Raw genomic sequence first — 26991 nt, forward strand, 5'->3', positions numbered from 1 at the left:
TAGTAATATTTATCTATAGAATGTAATTTGAGTTTATTTCCAACCAACAGCAGCCTTCCAACCTGCAGTTGAGTGAAACCTGGCTGATAAATAAACAGCTATGGCCCAAGTATTTATTTTCTATTAACCAATATTTATTAATTATGAAACATTATTACAGATTACTCTTTTTGTTATTGTTTCCCTTACTCGCGTTAGCCCAGCCGGCTCACGGAAAAAAAGTAGTGGGATATTATGCGCAATGGTCTATTTATGCCCGGGATTTCAACGTTCCGAAAATTGATGGAAGCAAATTGACGCATTTAAATTATTCTTTTTACGGGACCACTTTTGATCCCGCTCATCCTGAGAACACAAAATTAAAATGCCTTGACACGTATGCTGATTTTGAGCATATGGAAGGCGGAATTCCTTGGGATGCTCCGGTTAAAGGAAACTTTTATGATTTGAAAAAATTAAAAGAAAAGTATCCTCATCTTAAAATTTTAATATCTGTGGGAGGATGGACAAAAGGTCAGGATCTTTCTCCAATTGCAGCCAGCCCGGTTGCAAGAGCCGCTTTGGCAGCAGATATGGCAAACTTCATTGTGACTTATCCGTTTATTGATGGTTTCGATATTGATTGGGAATATCCTCTTTCTGGCGGAACTGATGGAACGGAGATAGTAAATGGATCACCTGTGCCTCCACAAAAATACAGCCCAGATGATAATAAAAATTTAGTTCTTCTGCTGAAAGCCATGCGTCAGGCAATGCCGAATAAACTAGTTACTATTGCTGCAGGAAACAATGTTAGAAACGTTTCAAAACAGTATTTAGGGCCAAACAATAGAGCACAATATGGTATGACCGAAGATATTTCGACTTACTGTGATTATATTACCTATTTCGGATATGATTTTGGTGGAAACTGGTATGATAAAACATGCTACAATGCTCCTTTATACGCAAGTGGAAATCCAAACGATCCATTGTATGGTGCAACACAATCAGAATCATTAGACGAATTAACTAATCAATATTTAAACGTAATTGGTTTTCCTGCTAATAAATTAATCATGGGACTGCCTTTTTACGGAAAAAAATTCGATCACGTTGCTGCTAACTCAACAAACGGATTATTCGTTTCTGCTCCAAGAGATATTGTGGGAGGATGTACTAACCCGCAGAATCCAACAGGAACATGGGATGGTTCTGGTGCTTGTGAGAAATCTGGAAGTATCGAAATTTGCGATTTAGTTGGAAATCCAGTTACGAATTCACATCCTTATTTAGATCCAAATACGATGTTAGTAACGCCATCTGCAGCTTCAGCCGGATGGGTAAGATATTTTGACAATACCACAAAAGTTCCTTATTTATATAATGCTACAACAAAAGAGTTTATCTCTTATGAAGATAAACAATCCATGGATTTAAAAGTGCAATACATTAAATCTAGAAATTTAGCTGGGGGTATGATTTGGGAATTATCTCAAGATACGAGAGGTTCAATCCCTAATTCATTATTAACTCAGGTAGATACTTCATTTGGAAGCGCTGTTCCAGGAACAGTAAGCATTTCGGGTTCGGTTAAAAACGGATCGGCTTTAATAACCGATGTTACGGTAGAATTACGTAATGCTTCTAATGTTGTGATTCAAACAATAGTTTCTGCAACAGGAAACTTTACATTCAACAGCTTAACTTCGGGACAAAACTATTCACTTACAGCATCAAAAAGCAGTTATACTTTTACTCCAGTAACGTTAACAAATGTTACGGTAAACCAGACTGCTGTTGTAATTAACGGAACACAGCCAACATATACAGTAAGCGGAACGGTTCTTAACGGAACAACTCCAGTTTCTGGTGTAACCGTTTCTGCGGTTTCTGGCAGTACAACATTAACAGCAACTTCAAATGCAAGCGGTGTTTACAGTGTTGCAGGTTTAACAGCTGGACTAAATTACAACGTTACAGCTGCAAAAACTGGATTTTCATATACTCCAGCATCAACAGTTTACAATGCAATTGATGCAAACAAAACATTGAATTTTACACAAGGCGCAGCAATAGTTTACTACACAGTAAGCGGTACAGTTCTTAACGGAACAACTGCAGTTTCTGGTGTAACAGTTACAGCATCTTCAACAGGAGGAAACTTCACAGCTGTTACAAATTCAAGTGGTGCCTATTCTTTAAGTTTACCTTCAGGAGGAAATTATACGGTAACAGCTGCTTTAACAGGACAAACTTTTACTCCGGCTTCAACAGTATATTCGAATCTGAATGCAAATAAAACATTGAACTTCGCACAAGATGTTATAGTAAGTTCAAGTAAAATTAGCGGAACGGTTAAAAATGGTGCAAATCCAGTTGCAGGCGCTAAGGTAGAAATCGTTTTACCTTGGACAGATAATACGCATAACTGGAAAAGTGTTCTGGCAACAACAGATGCACAAGGAAAATACAGTTTTGATAATTCAGTTACTGATGGTTATACGCAAATTACAAGTTTAAAACTAAACACATGGCAGAATGGAGAAGTAGCGTATTATCCAAACAATCTGGCCAACTTCGCAGTTCCTGCAAATCCAACGGTTTACAACTTTAATACAAGCTCAACAGCAAAATCTGCACAGGTTTTGGCAAACTTAATCAGCGGAAGTGTTAAAAACGGAACAACTCCGGTTGCAGGTGCAAAAGTAGAAATTGTTTTGCCTTGGACAGATAACACACACAACTGGAAAAGCGTTTTAGCCACAACAGATGCATCAGGAAATTATACTTTTGATAATTCAGTTGTAGCAGGTTATACGCAAATTTTAAGTTTGAAATTAAATTCATGGGAAAATGGTGAAGTAACGTATTACCCAAATAATTTGGCCAACTTTGCAGTTCCAACAAGTCCAACAACTTATAATTTTAATAGACAAGCTACGGTTGCAACTAAACCAGTCGTAACCATTACAGCACCAACAGCTTCGGCGATTGCTATAAATTTAGGATCATCAATTAATTTTGTGGCAACTGTTGGATTAAGCGCTGCAGACGCCACTACAATATCATCTGTTGTATTTAGTTTAGATGGACAAACCATAAGTGCTACAAATTCTTCAGGTACTTATACATCGACTTGGACACCAGCAGCAAATCAGTTTTCGGCTTCTCATACTTTAACTGTTACGGCTACAGCATCAAACGGAACAACAGATGCAAAAACATATAGTTTTACACTAAATTGTTCAGGTTCAAACTGTCCTAATTCACTGCCTGTAATTACATGGAATTCACCATCGAATACTACTGTTACCCAAAGCTCTTTTCAATTTGTGCCAATTTCAGTTACAGCTGTAGATAGCGATGGTACTGTTTCTGGTGTTACAATTACCATAAATGGAGGTACGTTTAACATGACAGCAGGTACAAATAATACCTATACGTATAATTTTACACCATCTGCTTATCAAGATTATCCAGTTGTAATCAAAGCAACCGATAATAAAGCTGCTGTTACTACTTTAAACAATACTATTAAAATTGCTCCGGTAAGCACTAATAGATTCATTCCGCTTCCTTCTAAAATTATTTTAGGGTATGCACATTCTTGGGAAAATGCATCTGCTCCATTTTTATATTTCTCTCAAATGGTGGGAAGTAAATTTAACGTAGTGGATTATTCTTTCGTAGAAACCGTTAATCGTGATGGTTATACACCAGTATTGACTACGAATGACACTAGATATTTGACTAATGGTGTTTTCAATAAGCAATTGCTGAAAAATGATATTAAATCCTTAAGAGACAGCGGTGTTCCGGTTATTGTTTCTATTGGAGGTCAAAATGGTCATGTTGTTTTAGAAAATGTAACTCAGAAAAATATTTTCGTTAATGGTCTAAAAGCAATTATCGATGAATATCAGTTTGATGGAGTTGATATTGATTTTGAAGGCGGATCGATGAATTTTAGCGCTGGAGGTTTAAGAGATATTTCTTATGCAGGTATTTCTGCTTATCCAAGATTGAAAAACGTAGTAGATGCTTTCAAAGAATTAAAAGCGTATTACGGTCCTGGATTCTTGTTAACTGCAGCTCCAGAAACACAATATGTTCAAGGAGGATATACTACTTATACAGATACTTTTGGCTCGTTCCTTCCAATTATTCAAAACTTACGTAATGAATTGGATTTGTTAGCAGTACAATTGTACAATACAGGAGGAGAAAACGGATTAGACGGCCAATATTATGGCACAGCTAAGAAGTCAAACATGGTAACAGCTCTAACTGATATGATTATAAAAGGATATAACATTGCTTCAACAGGAATGCATTTTGATGGTCTTCCAGCCTCAAAAGTCCTTATTGCACTACCAGCTTGTCCAAGTGCGGCAGGAAGCGGTTATCTAACACCAACAGAAGGAATTAATGCAATGCATTATTTAAGAACCGGAACTACTTTCTCTGGCAGAACATACACTATGCAGCCAGGCGGACCATATCCTTCTTTAAGAGGTTTAATGACTTGGTCTGTAAACTGGGATGCATCTTCTTGCGGAAATTCATCTGAATTATCTAAAGCATATGCAAATTATTTCGCTTCGCAGTCAGCAGCAAAAACATTAGCGCTTGAGGATATTTCTTCAAAAAACAATGCAACGATAGCGTATTTCAAAAACAATGCATTATCAGTTTCAAATGAAAATGAAGAAATCGCTCAGGTTGAGGTATTTAATGTTTTAGGGCAAAATTTAGTAAGCCACAGAAATATTCAAAATAATAAAGAAGTACTGCTTCAAAGTCATAGTTTCTCATCTAAACAATTGTTTTTAGTAGTAGTAACAGACAAAGCAGGAAACAAAAAATCATTCAAAGTAATGAACTTTTTAAACTAAAAGAATTGATTGAAAAATTAGAAATAAAAAGATGGGACGGTTAAAATTGAGTTTGGTTATTTATTTTTTAGCTGATTTTTATTTCGAACAAATGCGGCTTTAGGTAATTTGTTATTTGGTTTTTGCCTAAAGATGCGCATTATGAACCTGGTAGTTTTACTGCCAGGTTTTTTTATTTAAAGAATTCGATTTACCAGTTCGGCGAAATTATTTTCAACACATACAAGCATAGTTTAGAGGACTTAAAAAGACGTTTCACTAATTTAAATGCAGATAGTTTAGCTATGTTTGGAAACTTGTTTCTTCCGCTCTCTTTTTTCAAAACAAAAGCTATGATCCTATGTGTTAAAATCTATTTTTTTCATCCAATGGAAGTTTATAAATATTAAGTTTCCAAATAAGGATCTAAAACTTCTGCAAGTTTGTTAAGCCAATAAAAATTATCATCAATATTCTTGATTTCAGATTCTATAGTTTCACATCCTCTCATAACACATAATGAAAGCGCATTATTTACTTCTCGGATTATTTTTGCCATCTCTTTACTATCGATTTTATCAGTAAAAAAATCATTTAATCTGGCGTCAATTTTGTTTGAAAGGTTTTGTGTAGTCATTGTGTTGTTTTTTTACAAATTTAAAAAGTAATTATTTAAAGTGTGACACAGATTTGTGTCAAAGCTTTATAAATGTTTGTTTTATGGAGATTTTTGAGTATGTTTTAGATTAAAAATTTTTGCGAACTCTGCGTAAACCCTTGCGTCTTTGCGGTTAAAAAAAATCGTACTTTTGAAACCATAATTTTCGCATAAATCTTCATGAAAAATTCAATCATTATAATAATTACATTTCTAATTTCTACTTCTTCTTTTGCTCAAAATAAATTCGGAAATCCAGAAGTTGATCCCATTCAAATTCAAAAAACTTTTACAGATTGGTCCGTTTATCAAAGTAAAAAAATAATGCTTTCCAGAGATTTTACCGCTTTGGATTCATCATCAAAAGAAATCTCAAAAGAAACTTTCTTAGATCAATTGGCAAACGGAAACTTCATTCCAGTTCGATTAAAATCAGAAGCAGAAATTTACGTTTATAAACTTTTTAAAATCCAGCCAAAAACAGATACAAGCATAAAAGCAACCATTAACCAAATAGGTTTTGATGCGTACAAAAACTTCAAAATGGAAGGAACTGCTTTTCCGCAGTTTTCTTTTAAAGACTTAAACGGAAATTTGGTGACCAATGAATCCATGAAAGGAAAAATCATCGTAATAAAATGCTGGTACATTCACTGCACGCCTTGTATTAGAGAATTTCCGCAAGTCAATAAATTAGTTGAAGATTACAAAGACAGAAAAGACATTGTTTTCATGAGTTTAGCCGAAGATTCTCCAGAACAATTAAAAACATTTCTGGAAAGAAAACCATTATCTTATTCTGTAATTCCAGATATGAAAGAATATATGAATACTGCTTTACAGCTGAATTCGTTTCCAACACATTTTATCATCAACAAAGAAGGAATGATTTCAAAAGTGCTTCCAAATTTCGAAAGTTTAGAAGTAGCTTTAGAGAATGAAAGTAAGCTATAGTTAAATCTCGCCAAGTCGCTAAGTTTTTAAGCAAAGTAGCCCCATTTTTGTCATCCTGAGCGAAGTCGGAGGATTGCATGCTAGATTCGTACTTATTAGCTTAAAGTGTGTGTCCTTCGACTTCGCTCAGGATGACATACGTTATGGAACAAAACTTAGCGCCTTTGCGAGAAAATACTCATTCAAAGAAAAAAACCTTAGCACCTTAGCATCTTTGCAACTTAGAACCTTTTTCACTACTTTTGCACCAAATTAATTAAAAAGACATTCATGTTAACAGTCAATAATTTATCAGTTCAATTTGGTAAAAGAGTTTTATTTGATGAAGTAAATACAACTTTCACTCATGGAAATATTTACGGAGTTATTGGAGCCAATGGTGCTGGAAAATCAACTTTCTTAAAAGTTATTTCGGGCGATATCGACCCAACTTCTGGACACATCCATTTGGAGCCGGGCAAACGTATGTCGGTTTTAAACCAGAACCACAACATGTTCGACGAGCATACTGTTTTGGAAACCGTTTTAATGGGAAATAAAGTGCTGTACGCTGTTAAAAAAGAAATGGATGAACTTTATTTAGATTATAATGATGCCAATGCAGACCGAATTGGAGAGCTTCAAGTTCAATTTGAAGAAATGAACGGATGGAATGCTGATTCTGATGCTGCAGCGATGTTATCTAACTTAGGGATCACAGAAGCAGATCATTATACTTTAATGGCTGATATGGAAGGAAAAATGAAAGTACGTGTGCTTTTGGCGCAGGCACTTTTCGGAAATCCAGACTTGCTGATCATGGATGAGCCTACCAACGATTTGGATTTCGAGACAATCGCTTGGTTAGAAAACTTCTTGGCAAATTACGAAAATACTGTAATCGTTGTATCTCACGACCGTCACTTTTTAGATGCAGTTTGTACACATATTTCGGATATTGATTTCGGAAAAATCAATCATTATTCAGGAAACTATACCTTCTGGTACGAGTCTAGCCAATTAGCGGCAAAACAACGTGCGCAGCAAAACAAAAAAGCAGAAGAGAAGAAGCAAGAGCTGGAAGAATTTATTCGTCGTTTTAGTGCAAACGTTGCTAAATCTAAACAAGCAACTTCTCGTAAAAAAATGATTTCGAAATTAAATATTTCAGAAATTAAACCTTCAAGCCGTCGTTACCCTGCGATTATCTTCGATCAGGATCGTGAAGCCGGAGATCAAATCTTAAACGTAGAAAACTTATCTGCTTCTGTAGACGGAGAAGTTTTATTTAAGGATATTAACTTAAATATGGCAAAAGGCGATAAAATCGTTCTTTTCTCTAAAGATTCACGTGCTACAACAGCTTTTTATGAAATCTTAAACAACGAACAAAAAGCAGATTCTGGAAACTTCGATTGGGGAATTACAACCAACCAAGCATATTTACCAGCTGAAAACCACAAATACTTCGAAAATGATTTAACTTTAGTAGACTGGTTACGTCAGTACGCTAAAACAGAAGAAGAACGTGATGAGGTATTTATTAGAGGTTTCTTAGGAAAAATGATTTTCTCTGGAGAAGAAGCTTTAAAAACATCAAGAGTTTTATCAGGAGGAGAAAAAGTACGTTGTATGCTTTCTAGAATGATGATGGAGCGTGCCAACGTTTTAATGCTGGATGAACCAACAAACCACTTAGATTTGGAATCTATTACCGCTTTCAATAACTCATTGAAAAACTTTAAAGGTTCTGTAATTTTCACAACTCATGACCACGAATTTGCACAAACTGTTGGTAATAGAATTGTGGAATTGACACCAAACGGAGTTATCGATCGTTACATGACATTTGACGAATATCTTGATGATGAAAAGATTCAGGAACAAAGAAAGAAGATGTACAATCTATAAAATTACAATTTTGGAAATTGCTTCGCCTGTTCGCTAACGCTCGAGTCCAAATTCCAAATTCCAAACTGAACTTACAACTTTGTCAAAGTTTTAAACTTTGATAAAGTTCTACAAATAAAAAATCCCAAATTTCAATATAGAATTTGGGATTTTTTTTGTTTTTTATTTTCTGAAAACCTTGGCAAAGATCCAAATGATAATCGCAATAATAAAAATTACGATAAAAATCCCGAATCCCATTCCGGCTTTAAAAATGTCTCCAATAACTTCACAGCTTGTAAATGAAAACAGTATAACGAATACCATTAACAATCTTAGTATTTTATTTTGCATGATTTTGAGTTTTTAAGTTCATTATTAAAATTACTTCAAGAATCAAGAAAATGTGTTATAGAATTTTTTGGAAATGTTTTAGGATTTTGATTTGGCTTTCAATAGAAAGAAATGGAAAAAAGAGCCATCGGCTCGAAAAATATTGTAGGGCCGGATTTTAATCCGGTTAGATTAAATCGCAAGATAAAAAGAGCCGTAGGTTCGATATATTTTTACATATTTATAAAAATGAATCGTTCCGACGGAACTCTATTCTAATCGTTAAATTTTACAACGGATTAAAATCCATTGCTACAAAATTGTTCATTCCTATGGAATTTTAAAAAGTATCACGGTTGTTTTATTGTTTTTATTTCTAAAAACACCAAACCTATAATGACCACAATTTCTGCTAAAAAATAAACAATACCAAAAACTGAAATACTTTGGCAATAATAAAGTATAATTCCCAATGTCAAAAGAGAATAAAGAATATTAGCTGTACATATTATTTTTAAAAATGATTTCCAGCTTTTCTTAACCAGCAAATAACAGCTTATCGAATAAATGAAAAAAGTAAATGAAATAATTGTAAGGTATTCAAAAACATCTTTTGATAAACCGAAAAAATCATTGAAATTTCTGAGGACAAAATAGAGTAGAATAGTAGTAAGCAAAGCTCCAAAGCTGTCTAATAGAAAAATATTTTTGGGTTTAGATATAAATTGTTTACTACTTTTTCTCATACGATTTGTTGGGTTTTACAACATTTCAATTAGCTGAATATTATTGCCGCAAGTATCATTTAAAATAGCAATTTTAACCGTTCCCATTTCAGTGGGTTTCATGCTAAATTCGACGCCGAGATTTATAAGTCGGTTATATTCTTCTTCGATATTGTCAACGTTGAATTGTGTGTATGGAATTCCAGCTTCAAAAAGGGCTTTCTGATACGTTTTAGCTGGTTCAAAATGATTTGGCGATGGTTCTAATAAAATCTCAGTTCCAAATTGCTCTTCCTTAGAAACGACTGTTAACCATCTATTGTTTTCACTCAAAGGCACATCATGTTTTTTTATAAAACCTAGTTTTACTGTATAAAATTGTAATGCAATCTCTTGATCTTGAACTGGGATTCCAATAACTTTTACTCTCATCTTTTTATGTTTTTAAATTGATTGATGCAAAGTTTGTAAAATCAATTCCGATTCACTTTGCGAAAATTGCTCTTTTTTGAAATTCCATTGGAGCGATTCCAATTTTGGTTTTGAATAAAGTACTAAACGAACTCGGACTTTCGAATCCAACAGCAAAACAAGTTTGAGTTACAGGCATCCCATTTCGTAAGTATTCTTTAGATTTTTCTATTCTTCTATCAATCAAATATTGCATCGGCGTCATGCCGTAGTATTTTTTAAATAAACGTAATAAATGGAATTTAGATGTGAATTGAGAATCAGAAAGAACATCCAAATTCAGTTCTTGTTCAAAGTTGTTTTCAATGAATTTCTTCGTACGAATTACAGTTTTAATTTGTCCTTCGTTTTTATAGCAGATTTTGCTGATGCGATTTATTTCTTGTTGGTAAAAATTCATTTTATTTTTCTCTGTTTTTTGAGTTCTTGAATTCGATTTAAAAGTACTTAAAAACTAGAGAAATGTGTTGCAGAATTTAGGTAAGTGTTTTAGGATTTGGAGATGGAATTATAAATTTTTATAAAATATTGTTCTATTTGAGTTGTTTTTTGAACAAGTTTTCAATCAATTACTACTTTGTATTCATTATTGTAAAAATTAATATATTCCTCATTAACTTTTTGAATGTTGTTCGAAATAATAGAAAGAGATAGTTGTATCAATTTATAATCACATTTAATGTGGCAATTTGGACAAACAATTAGTATATTATCTCGAGTGTCAGGTCCATTATATGGACTTCCAAGAGGTTTGATGTGATGGGCCTCGATATAATAGCTATTATTAGGTAGTTTTATAGTAATATCGCATAATTGACAACAATAATTGACTAATCTTTTTATGTCATTAGATAATGCTGTGTCTCGAATTATACGATTTATAGTTGTTAACTTTCTTCCTGGATTCTTATTGCCGTTAATTACATTATTATCGATAATAATATGATTTCTAAGACCCCATATTCCATTCCCTAATCCATTTACAGAAAAGAATAAGTCTTCATTATTTGGATAATTATTATAAGTTAATGTGTCGCTTGAATGTGCTTGAATTTGTTGCCGTATATATTATTGGGTATATTTATGTTCAAGTCTTTCATATATTTGAGATAAGCTCGCGGTTCCATTTAATTCACGTAAGATTTTGGTAATTCGTCTTGATATTTCATTCATATGTTTCTTATTGAATAATAGAATAATTTTTAGTATTTGATAACAGTTAATATTACTTGCTAAATATATTTTAAACTAAAATTGCTAAATATAAATTAAGAATTTAGTATTATAAAGATTAAAAATATATTTGTTATTTCAAGTGATTGACTCTATTTTTTAAAAAAAAATCCAACGCCAACACCCCAACAAATAAAATCAGATTCCGTATATTTGCCCGACCAATCATTACAATTAATTATGAGCCAGAAAGTATTACTTAATTCAAAAGAAGTTACTATCATACTTCACCGTTTGGCTTGTCAGTTAATCGAAAAACATCTTGATTTTTCAAATACTATTTTAGTGGGAATTCAGCCAAGAGGCGTTTTTTTAGCTGAACGTTTAAAACAAATTTTAGAAAACGAATACCAAGTTCCTGAAATTTCTTTGGGTTATTTGGATATCACTTTTTTTAGAGATGATTTTCGTCGCACAGAAAAGCCACTTGAAGCCAACAAAACTCAAATCAATTTTATAGTTGAAGACAAAAAAGTCATTTTTATTGATGACGTTTTGTTTACAGGTAGAAGCATTCGTTCTGCGTTAACTGCTATTCAATCTTTCGGAAGACCTTCAGAAATTGAATTACTAGTTTTAATTGACAGACGTTTCAGTCGTCATTTACCAATTCAGCCCGATTATCGCGGTCGTCAGGTAGATGCCATTAATGGCGAAAAAGTGATTGTAAGCTGGAAAGAAAATGATGGTGAAGATGTTGTTCACTTAGTGACAAATTAAATTTGGTTAATCGTTTAATCGGTTAATTGTTTAATCGATTCATTTCGATTACTCAATTAAAAATTATAAAAATAGTTAATCGTTAAATCGGTTAACTGTTTAATCGCAAAGTAACGATTAAACGATTCAACAAATAAACAGTTAAACATTAAACATGAAAGAATTAAGCGTAGATCATTTATTAGGAATAAAATATATCAATGAGAATGATATTAACCTGATTTTTGAAACGGCAGATCATTTTAAAGAAGTCATTAACAGGCCAATTAAAAAAGTTCCTTCATTACGAGATATTACCATTGCTAATATTTTCTTCGAAAACAGTACCAGAACCAAACTCTCTTTCGAATTGGCGCAGAAACGTTTATCTGCTGATGTAATCAGTTTTTCTGCAGCTCAGTCATCAGTTAAAAAAGGAGAGACTTTGATTGATACTGTAAATAATATCCTTTCGATGAAAGTGGATATGGTTGTAATGCGCCACTCCAATCCCGGAGCGGCTTATTTTTTATCTAAAAATGTCAAAGCGAGTATTGTAAACGCAGGCGACGGTGCACACGAACATCCAACTCAAGCTTTATTAGACAGTTATTCGATCAGAGAAAAACTAGGTGATGTAGCTGGGAAAAAAGTGGTGATTGTGGGCGATATTCTGCATTCGAGAGTAGCTTTATCCAACATATATGCTTTGCAGATGCAAGGTGCAGAAGTAAAAGTTTGCGGACCAAAGACGCTGATTCCGAGATATATCGAATCGCTTGGCGTTACGGTTGAACCTAATTTACGTAAAGCTTTAGAATGGTGTGATGTGGCCAATATGCTTCGTGTACAAAACGAACGTATGGATGTGAATTTCTTCCCATCAACACGTGAATATGCACAACAGTACGGAGTAGACAAACCTCTTTTAGATTCTCTAGGAAAAGAAATCGTAATCATGCACCCAGGACCAATCAACAGAGGAGTAGAAATTACTTCTGAAGTTGCTGATTCTGATCATTCTGTAATCTTGAATCAGGTTGAGAATGGTGTAGCGATTAGAATGGCGGTTATTTATCTTTTGGCTTCGAAAATTCAATAGGTTTAGTGTTCAGTCGCATTGACAGTTTTCAGTTATACGTTGTCGCACTGAGCGAAGTCGAAGGGCTTTTGCGATAAGTGCGTCTTTGTAAATGAGGGCTTCGACTTCGCTCAGCCTGACAATCTGTAAACGGACATTGAATACTGAAAACCGAGAATGCGACTGAAAACTATAAAAAACTTCGTACCTTAGCCTTCAAAAATCAATTTTTATATTAGCCCCATAAATTAAAAAATGAAAGTAGATCAAAAAGGACATACGGTTACAATTAAAGACACACAGGGTAATTTAAATGACTTTGTAGAAAAAGTAACGCAGCAATTTAAAACCTTTGAAAAGCACAACGTTATAATCGATTTGTCATCAGACACGGAAATTTCGGAAAATGATTTAAAAGCTTTTTTACCGCTTGTTAAACTTCAGAAAAAAGGAAAAAAATCGTTTGTAATTGTTGCTACTGATCTTGATTTTAATGCTATTTCAGATAAACTAGTTGTTGTTCCTTCTCTTTTGGAAGCTCACGATATTATTGAAATGGAAGAAATTGAAAGAGACCTAGGGTTTTAATTTTAGATTTGTGATTTTAGATTTTAGATTTTTGAATGCTAAATCTAAAATGTTTATAAATCTAAAATCTGCAATCTAAAATCTAAAATCACTAAATGAAATTAACAATACTTGGCTGTTATGCCGCAACTCCCAGAACCCTTACCAACCCAACTTCGCAGGTTTTAGAAATTAAAAACCGTTTGTTTTTAATTGACTGCGGTGAAGGAACTCAGGTACAGCTTCGAAAAAATAAGATTAAATTCTCAAAAATCAATCATATTTTCATCTCCCATCTTCATGGGGATCATTTGTATGGATTAATCGGGACTATTTCGACTTTTTCTCTTTTGGGAAGAACTACTGATTTACATATTTACGGCCCGAAAGGAATTAAAGAGCTGATTCTGTTGCAGCTAAAATTGACAGAATCTTGGACAACTTATTCTTTGTTTTTCCACGAATTAGAATCGAAAGAAAGTGAAGTGATTTTTGAAGATAATCGCGTTACTGTAACAACCATTCCGTTAAAACATCGTGTGTATACAAATGGTTATCTTTTTCAGGAAAAACCAGATGAAAGAAAATTAAATGTAGAGGCCGTACAGCAATATGATATTCACGTGGCTTATTATCAGAAAATAAAAAACGGAGGCGATATCAAACTTGATGACGGAACGGTAATAGAAAACGCAAAATTAACTTTTGATCCTGCACCTCCAAAGAGTTATGCTTTTTGCTCTGATACAGTTTATCATGAAGACGTAATTCCAATTATTCAAAATACAGATATTTTATATCACGAATCTACGTTTTTGGAATCTGAAGCTGGACTGGCTCAAAAAACACTACATTCAACAGCAAAAGAAGCAGCAAGAATAGCTTTAAAAGCGAATGTAAAACAATTGATTTTAGGGCATTATTCTACACGATATGATGGTATAGAGCCATTTAAGAAAGAAGCAGAAGAAGTATTTCCAAATGTTCTGCTGGCGGATGACGGTGTAAGTTTTGAGTTTTGAGTTATGAGTTTTGAGTTATGAGTTTTGAGTTATGAGTTTTGAGTTATGAGTTTTGAGTTATGAGTTATGGGTTATGAGTTATGGGTTATGAGTTGAATTTTCTAAATCTAATATCTAAAATCAACAATCTAAAATAATAAATCATGAATGATTTAAGCAATTACAGAAGATCATACGAGAAAAGTGAATTACTGGAAACTAACATTCCAGAAGATCCAATTAATCTTTTTAACCGATGGTTTCATGAAGTGGAAGATTTTGGCGGAAGCGGAGAAGTGAATGCAATGACTGTTTCTACAATTGGATTGGATGGTTTTCCGAAATCTCGTGTGGTTTTATTGAAGAAATTTTCTGAAGAAGGATTTATATTTTATACCAATTATGAGTCTGAAAAAGGAAAAGCAATTGACGCAAATCCAAATGTTTGTTTGTCATTTTTCTGGCAGGAAATGGAACGTCAGGTGATTATAAAAGGAATAGCGCAAAAAACGTCTGAAATTATTTCTGATAATTATTTCAACTCACGTCCGGATGGCAGTAAATTAGGTGCTATTGTTTCTCACCAAAGTGAAGTTATTCCTTCGAGAACTTTTTTGGAAGAGAATTTAAAAAAGATTGAAGCCGAATTTGAAGGAAAACCTATTCCAAGACCTGAAAATTGGGGAGGATATCTTGTAACGCCTTTACAAGTTGAATTTTGGCAGGGAAGACCCAACAGATTACACGACAGAATTCGTTATACAAGCCAATCCGATTTTTTATGGAAAATAGAACGACTTTCATCTTGAAATTTGTAAGAATTTTATCTTTATTTAAAAATATTTAGTGTATTTCATCGATTATTTTTGTAGTTTAACGGTAAATTAAATACGTTTGACCCAGAAATTTAAAGAGCAATTAGTCACATAATACTATTTAAAGCATTTGCCCCAACATTTACTTTAGAACTTAACTACTTTTGATTATGAAGAAAATTATGTGCGCCATGATGTTCATTGTGATGTCTGTCACAATGAGCTCATGCTCTGCTGATAATGCCGATGCAGTTGAAAATGAAAATAATGCATCAACGGAAAAAATAGTAACAAACTACGAATACAATTCTTCTGAATTGGAAACCATGCAGTTAATAAATGAATACCGAGTTAGTATTGGTTTAAAAGCATTGGAAAAAATTAATCATATTTCATTTAAGTGCGAAGAGCACAACCAATATATGATTGCAAACAATGTTGTGAATCATAATGATTTTACAGCACGTTCTAATAATATCATGAGTGTTCTAGGTGCGAAAAAAGTAGGTGAAAATGTTGCTTATAATTACAAAACTTCTGAAGCTGCTGTAAAAGCATGGCTTGAAAGTCAAGGGCATAAGGAAAATATCGAAGGAGATTATACACATTTTGGAATTTCAGTTACGACTGATTCTGCAGGTAGAAAATATTACACGAATATATTCGCAAAAATTTAAACGATAGTACATTGAACTGGTTGGTTAGTTGTCGTTGCAATACCTGAGTTGCAGCGGCGTTTTGAAATAAAAGCTGTCTATTTACGTAGACAGCTTTTATTTTTTTAACTCTATGAGATTATAATCCCGTAACAATAAACTCACTTCGTCTGTTCATTTGATGTTCTTCTTCTGTACATTTTACATTATCAGAACAACGATTAACCAATTGTGTTTCACCGTAACCCCTTCCGGTTAAGCGGTTTTTAGCTACGCCGTTTTGAACAAGCCACTCGATAGTCGATTTGGCTCTTCTGTCAGATAAAGCTTCGTTGTATTTAAAGCTCGCTCTGCTGTCGGTGTGTGAACGAATATCCAGTTTCATAGTTGGAAATTGGTTCAATACATCAAGTATTTTTTCTAGATCTAAAGCTGCTTCGGTTCTAATATTCGATTTATCCAAGTCAAAATAAATCATTTTAATTCCGAAACATTTTCCTAAATCATCACCAATCGCCACTTTACAAATTGATCTTTCCAGCGCAATTGGCAGGTTTGTTTTTCCAGTTGTTTTTGGAATGGTAATGCTAACTTCTTTGGTTGAATATTCTGGTTTTTCGGCTCTTACGTAATAGGTTTTTCCGCATTCGACTGAAAAACTGTATTTTCCCTGAATGTCAGCGGCCACGGAATTTTTAATTTCCATATTTTCATATAAAGTAACTTTCGAATCTGGAAGTATTTCACCGGTTTGGGCATCAGTAATCACACCTTCTAATTCCTGAAGACATTTTAGTCTTCGGGTTTCTAAAAAACTGTAAATATCATCAGAACCTAATCCGCCGTCTTTATTTGAACTAAAATAGCCTTTTCTTGTAACTGGATCAATGATGTACGCAAAATCATCCTGGGGAGAATTAATATCGTTTCCCAGATTTTGAATATCACTTATGGTTCCATTGTTTTCAATCTGCCCCACGAAAACGTCCAAACCTCCAAGCCCAGGATGACCATCTGAAGAAAAGTAAATCTCATTTTCGTTAGTTACATACGGAAAGGTTTCTTTCCCTTCTGTATTTATTACTTTTCCTAAATTTTGCGGTGTGTCAAAATTACCTTCATTAATATTTACTTTATAAATATCAGATTGTCCAACGGAGCCAGGCATATCTGAAGCAAAGTAAAGCGTTTTCTCATCGGGACTTAACGATGGATGTGCTGTGCTGTAATTATCGCTGGTAAAAGGAAGCGGTGTGATGTTTTTCCATTTTCCATCTTGAAGAGTCGCTTTGTAAATTTTTACCAATGTAATTTTATTAGCATCTTTTCCCTTTTTTCCATCTACATAATTGTTCCTGGTAAAATAGACGGTCTTTCCATCTTTGGTAAAAACAGGAGTAGCTTCGTGAAACCGACCATTGAGTTCGGATTTTATTTTATTTACTTTGGATGGCATTCCAGTCTCAGCATCTAAGTTAGCGTTGTAAATATTGGTAAAGTATTCACCTGTCCATTTGTGTTTTCGCTGACTAAAATTCCCGGTATCTCTCGCTGATGCAAAATAGATTTTATTGTCATATATAAAACTCCCATAATCGGAATATTTAGAATTTATCCCAGCACCTTCAATTTTATATCTCCCAGAATTGGCTTTAATCTGATCCAGATAATTCCGATCATTTCTGTAAAGAATTCCTCGAGAATCGTTTTTGTACTTTGCGTTAAACTCATCCAGAATTTTATTGGCTTTATCAGTTTCGCCAATTGATTTTAAGCATTGTGCATATCGGTAATAATATTCGGCAGCAGGAGAAGGGTTCATGGCAAACATTTCACCATACCATTTTGCTGCATTTTCAAATTCAGAATTGAAATAATAGGCGTCTCCAAGTTTTTTAAACAATTCTTCCGATTTATACCCTTTTTTGGCTACTCTTTCGTAAGTTTTAATGGCATCTATATAGGCATAACCATCAAATTTTTTATCTCCTGAATTCATCTTTTTCTCCTGTGCATAACAGAAGAAAAGATTAAAAGTGATTAAAAGAAGTGTAAAATTTTTCATGATACATAATTTTAGAAGAAACGTGGCGTTGTCATTTTACCATTGTTGGTAAAGAATTCATAACGCAGGAATATTTCATGAGATCCTGAATTGTAATTTTTCAGATTTGTAGTTTCGCGATCGTATCCATATCCAATGTAAAGTCCATCAGTAACCTGAAAACCAGCCATTGCACTAACTGAAGCACTCCATCTATAAGCTGCACCCAATGTTATTTTGTCCAGCAGCATAAAGTTGGCTGATATATCTACCTGAAGCGGTGCTCCTTCAACCATTTTAGCAAGAATAGCAGGTTTAAATTTGTAATATTCGTACTTGTCAAGATTGAATACATAACCTCCCATTAAGTAATAGTTCATTTTGCTTTTGTAAATAGCAATATCATTGTCATTGTACTTACTGCTTTCTATAAAATTAGGAACAGACAAACCCACATAAGCTTTATCTGAATGCCAGTAAACACCAGCGCCTACATTGGGAGAGAACTTGTTGTCAAAATCCTGAAACTGTGGATCGTTCTGATTAGCCGGATTCAGTTTGTTAATGTCTAAATTGAATAAATTGGCGGTTCCTTTAATTCCAAAAGAAAGCTTTGTATCGGCAGAAGTCTGAATAGTGTATGATAAATCAGCTGAGATATTGGTTTCGTTTGTAGGACCAATTTTATCGTTTACAAGAGAAAGTCCAACTCCAATATTGCTGTTGTTAATAGGAGAGTTTACCGATAAAGTAGAGGTCTGAGGTGCTCCATCCAGACCTACCCATTGCGTTCTATATAGAGCAAAAACACTTAATGCTCCACGTGATCCTGCATAAGCTGGATTTATATTGATAGTATTGTACATATACTGAGTATACTGTGCATCTTGTTGTCCATAACCGAAGATGGTTGCAAACATAATGACGAAAAAAAATAATTTTGTTCTCATAATAGATGTTATTATTGATTAGTATGTAATGCATTATAAAAGGGCATTTTTATAATGCATTACTTTTGTTACTCTATCTGGACAGATATAAATACCCATCTTTTTTATTGTTATGAACTACATTATTTCCATCTATTGATTGGTAATTTAAAATGTAGAAATAAGTACCTGTAGGTAATCCGTCAGATTGTTTAATTGTTGTTCTTCCTCTAGAAGTACCGTCAAATGCGTTGGTTGCATTGTTATAGTTAGTGGTTTCAAAAACTAATATTCCCCAACGGTTGTAGATTTCAACGGTATTTCCGGGATAACAGGCCAAATCATTAATGTTATCAATTTCAAAGACATCATTTATTCCGTCACCATTTGGTGAGAAGGCATTATGAATTATAATATTGCCGCATGCTAAGACTTTACAATCGTCATTTATTTCCATTGTTAAGACAATTGTTCTGGTGCAATTTTCATTGGCAATTCGGTATTCGAATGTGTAGTTTCCTAGTGCAAGACCAAAAGGATTTAAGATACTTCCCTGCAATGCATTGGTACCAGTTTGATCAGTCCATACTCCCGTTGTAAGTGTACCGTTTGGAAGTAAATTAGAAAGATTAATCAAAGTCGAATCGTCACTACAAGCTTCACTGGTAATATTGGTTACACTTTCAACAGTGAAGGTTTGAACTAATTCTGTTTTATTTCCTGCACAATCAGACAAAGTATATGTTCTTGTCAGGATATAAGTGTTTCCATCGCAGCCGGTTCCTTCATTGGTGGAATCAACAATCGTGATGGTTACATTTTCACTGCAATTATCAGCAGCATCTGTAATGGCATCTGGGTTAGGTGCAGGAATTTCATTTATATTATGCAGAACAGTTACATTGGCTGGGGCAGTACCAGTTGGTGGAGTAGTGTCTCTTACAGTAACGATTTGGGTATATGTTGCCATATTTCCACTGCAATCACTGGTTTTCCAAGTACGTGTTAATGTGTAATTGGTTGGACATCCGTTTACAATACCACTTTTTACTTCGGTAAAGATAACGGGTAAGTTTTCATTGCATGTATCAGAAGCCGTAATTTCAGCTGGTTGAGGAACAGCATCACATGAAACAGTAATATCAGCAGGAAGATTACCTAAAAGTACAGGAGCAGTTGTGTCCTGAATGGTGATCACTTGAGTGAAAATTTCTGATGCATTGCCACATTCATCTTTAGCAGTCCATGTATTGGTATAAGTTCCAGCATTGTTACATGATTCAGAAGCAGTAAAAATACCGCTTGATTTAGTATATACAATATTGCTGTTACAGCTGTCTGTTGCAGTCGGTGTAACCATTTGAGCGGTTGCTAAACCAGAAGCATCACTGCATTCCAAAGTTACATTTAGAGAACCCGCCTGGGTAATCCATATCGGCGCAGCTGTGTCCTGAATGGTGATTATCTGTGTGAAAGTGTCAGAAGTATTTCCGCAGTCGTCTTTCACGGTCCATGTATTGGTGTAAGTTCCCGCATTGCCGCATCCTTCCGAAGCTGTAAACTGACCGCTGGTTTTGGTGATATTGGTTACATCGGCATCGCACAAATCAGAAGCGGCAGGAAACATTGCCTGGGCGTTTATTAAGCCAGAAGCATCACTGCATTCTAAAATTACATTTAGAGAACCCGCCTGAGTTATCCATATCGGCGCTGCTTTGTCCTGAATGGTGATTACCTGTGTAAAAGTTTCGGAAGTATTTCCGCAGTCGTCTTTCACGGTCCATGTGTTGGTGTAAGTTCCTGCATTGCCGCATCCTTCGGAAGCTGTAAACTGTCCGCTGGTTTTTGTAATATTGGTTACATCGGCATCGCATAAATCAGAAGCAGCAGGAAACATCGCCTGGGCAGCCGCAAGTCCGGCTGTATCACTGCATTCTAAAGTCACATTTAGAGAACCCGCCTGAGTTATCCATATCGGCGCTGCTGTATCCTGAATGGTGATTATCTGGGTAAAAGTATCAGAAGTATTCCCGCAGTCATCTTTCACTGTCCATGTATTGGTGTAGGTTCCTGTATTGCCGCATCCTTCCGAAGCTGTAAACTGACCGCTGGTTTTGGTGATATTGGTTACATCGGCATCGCACAAATCAGAAGCGGCAGGAAACATTGCCTGGGCGTTTATTACACCCGAAGCATCACTGCATTCCAAAGTTACATTTAGAGAACCTGTCTGGGTAATCCATACCGGTGATGCTGTGTCCTGAATAGTGATTACCTGTGTAAAAGTGTCGGAAGTATTTCCGCAGTCGTCTTTCACGGTCCATGTGTTAGTGTAGGTTCCTGCATTGCCGCATCCTTCGGAAGCTGTAAACTGTCCGCTGGTTTTGGTGATATTGGTTACATCAGAGTCGCATAAGTCAGAAGCGGAAGGGAACATTGCCTGGGCATTTATTAAACCTGAAGCATCGCTGCATTCCAAAGTTACATTTAGAGAACCCGCCTGAGTTACCCATACCGGCGCTGCTGTATCCTGAAGAGTGATTACCTGGGTGAAAGTATCGGAAGTATTTCCGCAGTCGTCTTTCACGGTCCATGTGTTGGTGTAAGTTCCTGCATTGCCGCATCCTTCAGAAGCTGTAAACTGTCCGCTGGTTTTGGTGATGTTAGTTATATCGGCATCGCACAAATCAGAAGCAGCAGGGAACATTGCCTGGGCAGCCGCAAGTCCGGCTGTATCACTGCATTCCAAAGTTACATTTAGAGAACCTGCCTGGGTAATCCATACCGGCGCAGCTGTATCCTGAATAGTGATTACCTGTGTAAAAGTATCGGAAGTATTCCCGCAGTCATCTTTCACCGTCCATGTATTGGTGTAGGTTCCCGCATTGCCGCATCCTTCAAAAGCTGTAAATTGTCCGCTGGTTTTGGTGATATTGGTTACATCGGCGTCGCACAAATCAGAAGCTGCAGGGAACATTGCCTGAGCATTTATTAAACCCGAAGCATCACTGCATTCCAAAGTTACATTTAGAGAACCCGCCTGAGTTACCCATACCGGCGCTGCTGTGTCCTGAATGGTGATTATCTGTGTAAAAGTATCGGAAGTATTTCCGCAGTCGTCTTTCACCGTCCATGTGTTGGTGTAGGTTCCTGCATTGCCGCATCCTTCGGAAGCTGTAAATTGTCCGCTGGTTTTGGTGATGTTGGTTACATCGGTATCACATAAATCAGAAGCAGCAGGAAACATCGCCTGGGCAGCCGCAAGTCCGGCTGTGTCACTGCATTCTAAAGTTACATTTAAAGCTGCTGGAGCAGTTATCCATACCGGCGCTGCTGTATCCTGAATGATAATTACCTGTGTGAAAGTATCGGAAGTATTTCCGCAGTCGTCTTTCACCGTCCATGTATTGGTGTAGGTTCCTGCATTGCCGCATCCTTCAGAAGCTGTAAACTGTCCGCTGGTTTTTGTAATATTGGTTACATCGGCATCGCATAAATCAGAAGCAGCAGGAAACATTGACTGGGCATTTATTAAACCAGAAGCATCACTGCATTCTAAAGTTACATTTAAAGCTGCCGGGGCAGTTGTCCATACCGGCGCTGCTGTATCCTGAATGATAATTACCTGTGTGAAAGTATCGGAAGTATTTCCGCAGTCGTCTTTCACCGTCCATGTATTGGTGTAGGTTCCTGCATTGCCGCATCCTTCAGAAGCTGTAAACTGTCCGCTGGTTTTGGTGATATTCGTTACATCCGCATCGCATAAGTCAGAAGCGGCGGGAAACATCGCCTGGGCGTTTATTAAACCAGAAGCATCACTGCATTCCAAAGTGACATTTAGAGAACCTGCCTGGGTAATCCATACCGGCGCTGCTGTGTCCTGAATAGTGATTACCTGTGTAAAAGTGTCAGAAGTATTTCCGCAGTCGTCTTTCACCGTCCATGTGTTGGTGTAGGTTCCTGCATTGCCGCATCCTTCGGAAGCTGTAAACTGCCCGCTGGTTTTTGTAATATTGGTTACATCCGCATCGCATAAATCAGAAGCAGCAGGGAACATCGCCTGGGCAGCAGCAAGTCCGGCTGTATCACTGCATTCTAAAGTTACGTTAAGAGAACCTGTCTGGGTAATCCATATCGGCGCTGTTGTATCCTGAATGGTGATTATCTGTGTAAAAGTATCAGAAGTATTGCCGCAGTCATCTTTTACAGTCCATGTATTGGTGTAGGTTCCTGCATTGCCGCATCCTTCGGAAGCTGTAAACTGTCCGCTGGTTTTTGTAATATTGGTTACATCGGCATCGCATAAATCAGAAGCAGCAGGAAACATTGCCTGAGCGTTTATTAAACCAGAAGCGTCACTGCATTCTAAAGTTATATTTAAAGCTGTTGGAGCAGTTGTCCAAGTTGGAGCAGCTGTATCCTGAATCGTGATTATCTGGGTAAAAGTATCGGAAGTATTCCCGCAGTCATCTTTTACAGTCCATGTGTTGGTGTAGGTTCCTGCATTGCCGCATCCTTCGGAAGCTGTAAACTGTCCGCTGGTTTTGGTGATGTTAGTTACATCGCCGTCGCATAAATCAGAAGCTGCTGGAAACATCGCCTGGGCAGCCGCAAGTCCGGCTGTATCACTGCATTCTAAAGTTACATTTAGAGAACCTGTCTGGGTAATCCATACCGGTGATGCTGTGTCCTGAATGGTGATTATCTGTGTGAAAGTGTCAGAAGTATTTCCGCAGTCGTCTTTCACGGTCCATGTATTGGTGTAAGTTCCTGTATTGCCGCATCCTTCGGAAGCTGTAAACTGTCCGCTGGTTTTGGTGATATTGGTTACATCCGCATCGCATAAATCAGAAGCGGCAGGAAACATTGCCTGGGCAGCTGTAAGTCCGGCTGTATCACTGCATTCCAAAGTTACATTTAGAGAACCCGCCTGGGTAATCCATACCGGCGCTGCTGTGTCCTGAATGGTGATTATCTGTGTGAAAGTATCGGAAGTATTCCCGCAGTCGTCTTTCACCGTCCATGTGTTGGTGTAGGTTCCTGCATTGCCGCATCCTTCGGAAGCTGTAAACTGTCCGCTGGTTTTGGTGATATTGGTTACATCAGAGTCGCACAAATCAGAAGCGGCAGGGAATTGAGCCTGAGCAGCCGCAAGTCCGGCTGTATCACTGCATTCCAAAGTTACATTTAGAGAACCTGTCTGGGTAATCCATATCGGCGCTGCTGTGTCCTGAATGGTGATTATCTGGGTGAAAGTATCTGAAGTATTCCCGCAGTCGTCTTTCACGGTCCATGTGTTGGTATAAGTGCCCGCATTTGCGCATCCTTCAGAAGCTGTAAACTGACCGCTGGTTTTTGTAATATTCGTTACATCGGCATCGCATAAATCAGAAGCAGCAGGGAACATTGCCTGAGCATTTATTAAACCTGAAGCATCGCTGCATTCCAAAGTTACATTTAGAGAACCCGCCTGAGTTACCCATACCGGCGCTGCTGTGTCCTGAATGGTGATTATCTGGGTGAAAGTATCGGAAGTATTCCCGCAGTCATCTTTCACCGTCCATGTATTGGTGTAGGTTCCCGCATTGCCGCATCCTTCGGAAGCTGTAAACTGGCCGCTGGTTTTGATGATGTTCGTTACATCGGCATCGCATAAATCAGAAGCAGCAGGGAACATTGCCTGGGCAGCTGTAAGTCCGGCTGTATCACTGCATTCCAAAGTTACATTTAGAGAACCCGCCTGGGTAATCCATACCGGCGCTGCTGTGTCCTGAATGGTGATTATCTGTGTGAAAGTATCGGAAGTATTCCCGCAGTCGTCTTTCACAGTCCATGTATTGGTGTAGGTTCCTGCATTTGCGCATCCTTCAAAAGCTGTAAACTGTCCGCTTACTTTTGTAATATTGGTTACGTCGGCATCACATAAATCAGAAGCTGCTGGAAACATCGCCTGGGCAGCCGCAAGTCCGGCTGTATCACTGCATTCCAAAGTTACATTTAGAGAACCTGCCTGGGTAATCCATACCGGCGCTGCTGTATCCTGGATGGTGATTATCTGTGTGAAAGTATCAGAAGTATTTCCGCAGTCGTCTTTCACGGTCCATGTATTGGTATAGGTTCCTGCATTACCGCATCCTTCGGAAGCTGTAAACTGTCCGCTTACTTTTGTAATATTCGTTACATCGGCATCGCATAAATCAGAAGCGGCAGGAAACATCGCCTGAGCGTTTATTAAACCAGAAGCATCACTGCATTCCAAAGTTACATTTAGAGAACCCGCCTGAGTTATCCATATCGGCGCTGTTGTATCCTGAATAGTGATTATCTGGGTGAAAGTATCGGAAGTATTTCCGCAGTCGTCTTTCACCGTCCATGTGTTGGTGTAGGTTCCTGCATTGCCGCATCCTTCGGAAGCTGTAAACTGTCCGCTGGTTTTGGTGATATTGGTTACATCCGCATCGCACAAATCAGAAGCAGCAGGGAATTGAGCCTGAGCAGCCGTAAGTCCGGCTGTATCACTGCATTCCAAAGTTACATTTAGAGAACCTGTCTGGGTAATCCATACCGGCGCTGCTGTGTCCTCAATAGTGATAACCTGTGTGAAAGTGTCTGAAGTATTCCCGCATTCGTCTTTCGCAGTCCAGGTATTGGTGTAGGTTCCTGCATTTACACAGGATTGAGATACTGTAAAAGCTCCGCTTGATTTTGTGTAAATGATGTTTGCACTACAAACATCTGTTGCTATTGGAGCTTGTGCCTGCGCAGCAATTAATCCTGCTGCGTCACTGCATTCTAAAGTTACATTTAGAAAACCTACTTGAGTTGTCCATGTTGGTGCAGTAACGTCTACTACATTTATGGTTTGACTTACTGGAAGTGAAGTATTGCCGCAAGCGTCTTTTGCAGTCCATGTTCTGGTTATTGAATAAGTACCAGCGCAGGAACCTGGGGTATTCTGATCACTATACGTCAATGATGTTACTGTGCCGCTATTATCAGTAGCGGTTGCCTGAGCAAATACTGGAATGTCAGGACAATTGATTGTGCTGGGGGCTGGAAGTGGATCAATAACTGGTTTAACAGAATCGCCGCCAGATATGTTTACAGTCAATTGTTTCGAACAATTATTACTATCTTTAACTGTAACGGTATAAGTTCCCGGAGCGACATTGGTTAAATCCTTTGTAACCGCTCCATTACTCCATAAATACGTGTAGCTAGGGGTTCCACCGCTTACGTTTAAGGTAATATTCGTAGTTCCGCCACTGCAATTTACCGCAGTATGCGTTTCGCTTAACATCAATTCTGCTGGCTCCACTATAGGAAGAATATAAGTATTTGATAAATTTTGAGCATCAGTGACCGTTAATTTAGCAGTATTGTTTGACGTAGTATACGTAAAAGTTGGATTGGGCGAAGTGGAATCTGGTGCCCCGCCGTCATTTCTAAAATCCCAAGCATACGTGTAAGGCGTTTTTCCTCCATTAGTTGTCGATGTGAAAGTAACGGTGGTATTGGTGCCAACTTTACATGCTTTGTAAGTAAACTGAACAGCCAGAGGTTTTGAAATAGTAAAAGTATTGGTAAAATCACACTGTGAGTTGCTATAAGATGAACAGGTATAATTAGGTCCGGGGTCATTATTACTGCTTGTTTTCCAAGCAATAATAGTATTGCTAAGACTTAATTCATCACCACAAGTCCAATTAAATGGACCATATATTAACTTTTTGTTGCTTCCTGGTGCAATATCTCCTAACAATACATTTAAAAAGGTACTTACTCCGTTTATGATTAAATCAGAATTTAACCTTGTAAAATGAATAGTCGAATTTGAATTGGAAGAATAATTAAGATAAATATACACTTGTTGTACTTGTCCAATCGTACAGGTAGTATTCGTTATTGGAGTTCCGTTTACATTAGACAAACTAAGGTAAACGTCTGTCAAAGTGTAATTGTTTGAGGTACAGCTATAACCACAGGTTCTTAAATCTACTTGTGAAAAAGATAATTGAATATTAAATAGAAGTAACGATATGAAAACGCGCTTAATAGTAATATTCATCAAAAAAGTAATGTTTTTCATAATCTCTAATT

At 36.7% G+C, this 26991-nt stretch carries 17 protein-coding genes; 9 read left to right on the plus strand and 8 right to left on the minus strand.

Going from position 1 to position 26991, the window contains the following annotated elements:
- The first annotated feature begins 143 nt into the window (after window positions 1-143).
- Window positions 144-4877 (plus strand): T9SS-translocated chitinase ChiA, encoded by a 4734-nt coding sequence (gene chiA / locus P2W75_RS19960; RefSeq protein WP_276381812.1) that lies wholly within the window; start codon window positions 144-146, stop codon window positions 4875-4877.
- A 385-nt stretch (window positions 4878-5262) separates the two neighbouring features.
- Here the strand turns inward: chiA and P2W75_RS19965 are convergent, their stop codons facing one another.
- A complete protein-coding gene (locus P2W75_RS19965; protein ID WP_207295464.1) occupies window positions 5263-5493 on the minus strand; it encodes a hypothetical protein in 231 nt (76 codons plus the stop codon).
- A 201-nt stretch (window positions 5494-5694) separates the two neighbouring features.
- Between P2W75_RS19965 and P2W75_RS19970 the strand changes: the two genes are divergently transcribed.
- Window positions 5695-6468, plus strand: coding sequence for a TlpA disulfide reductase family protein (locus P2W75_RS19970; protein ID WP_276381813.1), 774 nt, complete (start codon window positions 5695-5697; stop codon window positions 6466-6468).
- Between the two features lie 270 nt (window positions 6469-6738).
- The gene (locus tag P2W75_RS19975; RefSeq protein ID WP_276381814.1) at window positions 6739-8358 is read left to right on the plus strand and encodes an ABC-F family ATP-binding cassette domain-containing protein; all 1620 of its coding nucleotides are present in this window, start codon (window positions 6739-6741) and stop codon (window positions 8356-8358) included.
- Window positions 8359-8520: 162 nt separating this feature from the next.
- On the opposite strand, the gene P2W75_RS19980 is transcribed toward P2W75_RS19975, so the two are convergent.
- From P2W75_RS19980 to P2W75_RS22610, 4 genes are all read right to left on the minus strand, one after another.
- Window positions 8521-8691: a hypothetical protein gene (locus tag P2W75_RS19980; protein WP_207295467.1), complete on the minus strand. Its 171-nt coding sequence runs from the start codon at window positions 8689-8691 to the stop codon at window positions 8521-8523.
- Window positions 8692-9431: 740 nt separating this feature from the next.
- Window positions 9432-9827, minus strand: coding sequence for a VOC family protein (locus tag P2W75_RS19985; RefSeq protein ID WP_276381815.1), 396 nt, complete (start codon window positions 9825-9827; stop codon window positions 9432-9434).
- A 52-nt stretch (window positions 9828-9879) separates the two neighbouring features.
- Window positions 9880-10266 carry an AraC family transcriptional regulator gene (locus P2W75_RS19990; RefSeq protein WP_276381816.1) on the minus strand — a complete coding sequence of 129 codons (387 nt, stop codon included), beginning with the start codon at window positions 10264-10266 and terminating at the stop codon, window positions 9880-9882.
- Between the two features lie 161 nt (window positions 10267-10427).
- Complete coding sequence (locus P2W75_RS22610; RefSeq protein ID WP_373921652.1) at window positions 10428-10931, minus strand: HNH endonuclease; 504 nt, start codon at window positions 10929-10931, stop codon at window positions 10428-10430.
- A 348-nt stretch (window positions 10932-11279) separates the two neighbouring features.
- On the opposite strand from P2W75_RS22610, the gene pyrR reads away from it, so the two are divergent.
- From pyrR to P2W75_RS20020, 6 genes are all read left to right on the plus strand, one after another.
- Window positions 11280-11819, plus strand: coding sequence for a bifunctional pyr operon transcriptional regulator/uracil phosphoribosyltransferase PyrR (gene pyrR, locus P2W75_RS19995; protein WP_144219125.1), 540 nt, complete (start codon window positions 11280-11282; stop codon window positions 11817-11819).
- 154 nt (window positions 11820-11973) lie between these two features.
- A complete protein-coding gene (locus P2W75_RS20000; RefSeq protein ID WP_057120673.1) occupies window positions 11974-12900 on the plus strand; it encodes an aspartate carbamoyltransferase catalytic subunit in 927 nt (308 codons plus the stop codon).
- 234 nt (window positions 12901-13134) lie between these two features.
- A complete protein-coding gene (locus tag P2W75_RS20005; protein WP_276381818.1) occupies window positions 13135-13467 on the plus strand; it encodes a ribonuclease Z in 333 nt (110 codons plus the stop codon).
- Window positions 13468-13562: 95 nt separating this feature from the next.
- Window positions 13563-14468 (plus strand): ribonuclease Z, encoded by a 906-nt coding sequence (locus tag P2W75_RS20010; RefSeq protein WP_276381819.1) that lies wholly within the window; start codon window positions 13563-13565, stop codon window positions 14466-14468.
- A gap of 143 nt (window positions 14469-14611) precedes the next feature.
- Window positions 14612-15256 carry a pyridoxamine 5'-phosphate oxidase gene (gene pdxH / locus P2W75_RS20015; protein WP_276381820.1) on the plus strand — a complete coding sequence of 215 codons (645 nt, stop codon included), beginning with the start codon at window positions 14612-14614 and terminating at the stop codon, window positions 15254-15256.
- A 176-nt stretch (window positions 15257-15432) separates the two neighbouring features.
- The gene (locus P2W75_RS20020) at window positions 15433-15939 is read left to right on the plus strand and encodes a CAP domain-containing protein (protein WP_207295474.1); all 507 of its coding nucleotides are present in this window, start codon (window positions 15433-15435) and stop codon (window positions 15937-15939) included.
- 118 nt (window positions 15940-16057) lie between these two features.
- Here the strand turns inward: P2W75_RS20020 and P2W75_RS20025 are convergent, their stop codons facing one another.
- The 3 genes from P2W75_RS20025 to P2W75_RS20035 form a co-directional block, all read right to left on the minus strand.
- Window positions 16058-17983, minus strand: coding sequence for an OmpA family protein (locus tag P2W75_RS20025; RefSeq protein WP_276381821.1), 1926 nt, complete (start codon window positions 17981-17983; stop codon window positions 16058-16060).
- An 11-nt stretch (window positions 17984-17994) separates the two neighbouring features.
- Complete coding sequence (locus P2W75_RS20030; protein WP_276381822.1) at window positions 17995-18912, minus strand: type IX secretion system membrane protein PorP/SprF; 918 nt, start codon at window positions 18910-18912, stop codon at window positions 17995-17997.
- A 73-nt stretch (window positions 18913-18985) separates the two neighbouring features.
- Window positions 18986-26980: a gliding motility-associated C-terminal domain-containing protein gene (locus P2W75_RS20035; protein ID WP_276381823.1), complete on the minus strand. Its 7995-nt coding sequence runs from the start codon at window positions 26978-26980 to the stop codon at window positions 18986-18988.
- Between the last annotated feature and the right edge of the window lie 11 nt (window positions 26981-26991).

It is taken from the genome of Flavobacterium sp. H4147 (genome assembly GCF_029360735.1).
Taxonomy (GTDB): Bacteria; Bacteroidota; Bacteroidia; order Flavobacteriales; family Flavobacteriaceae; genus Flavobacterium; species Flavobacterium endoglycinae.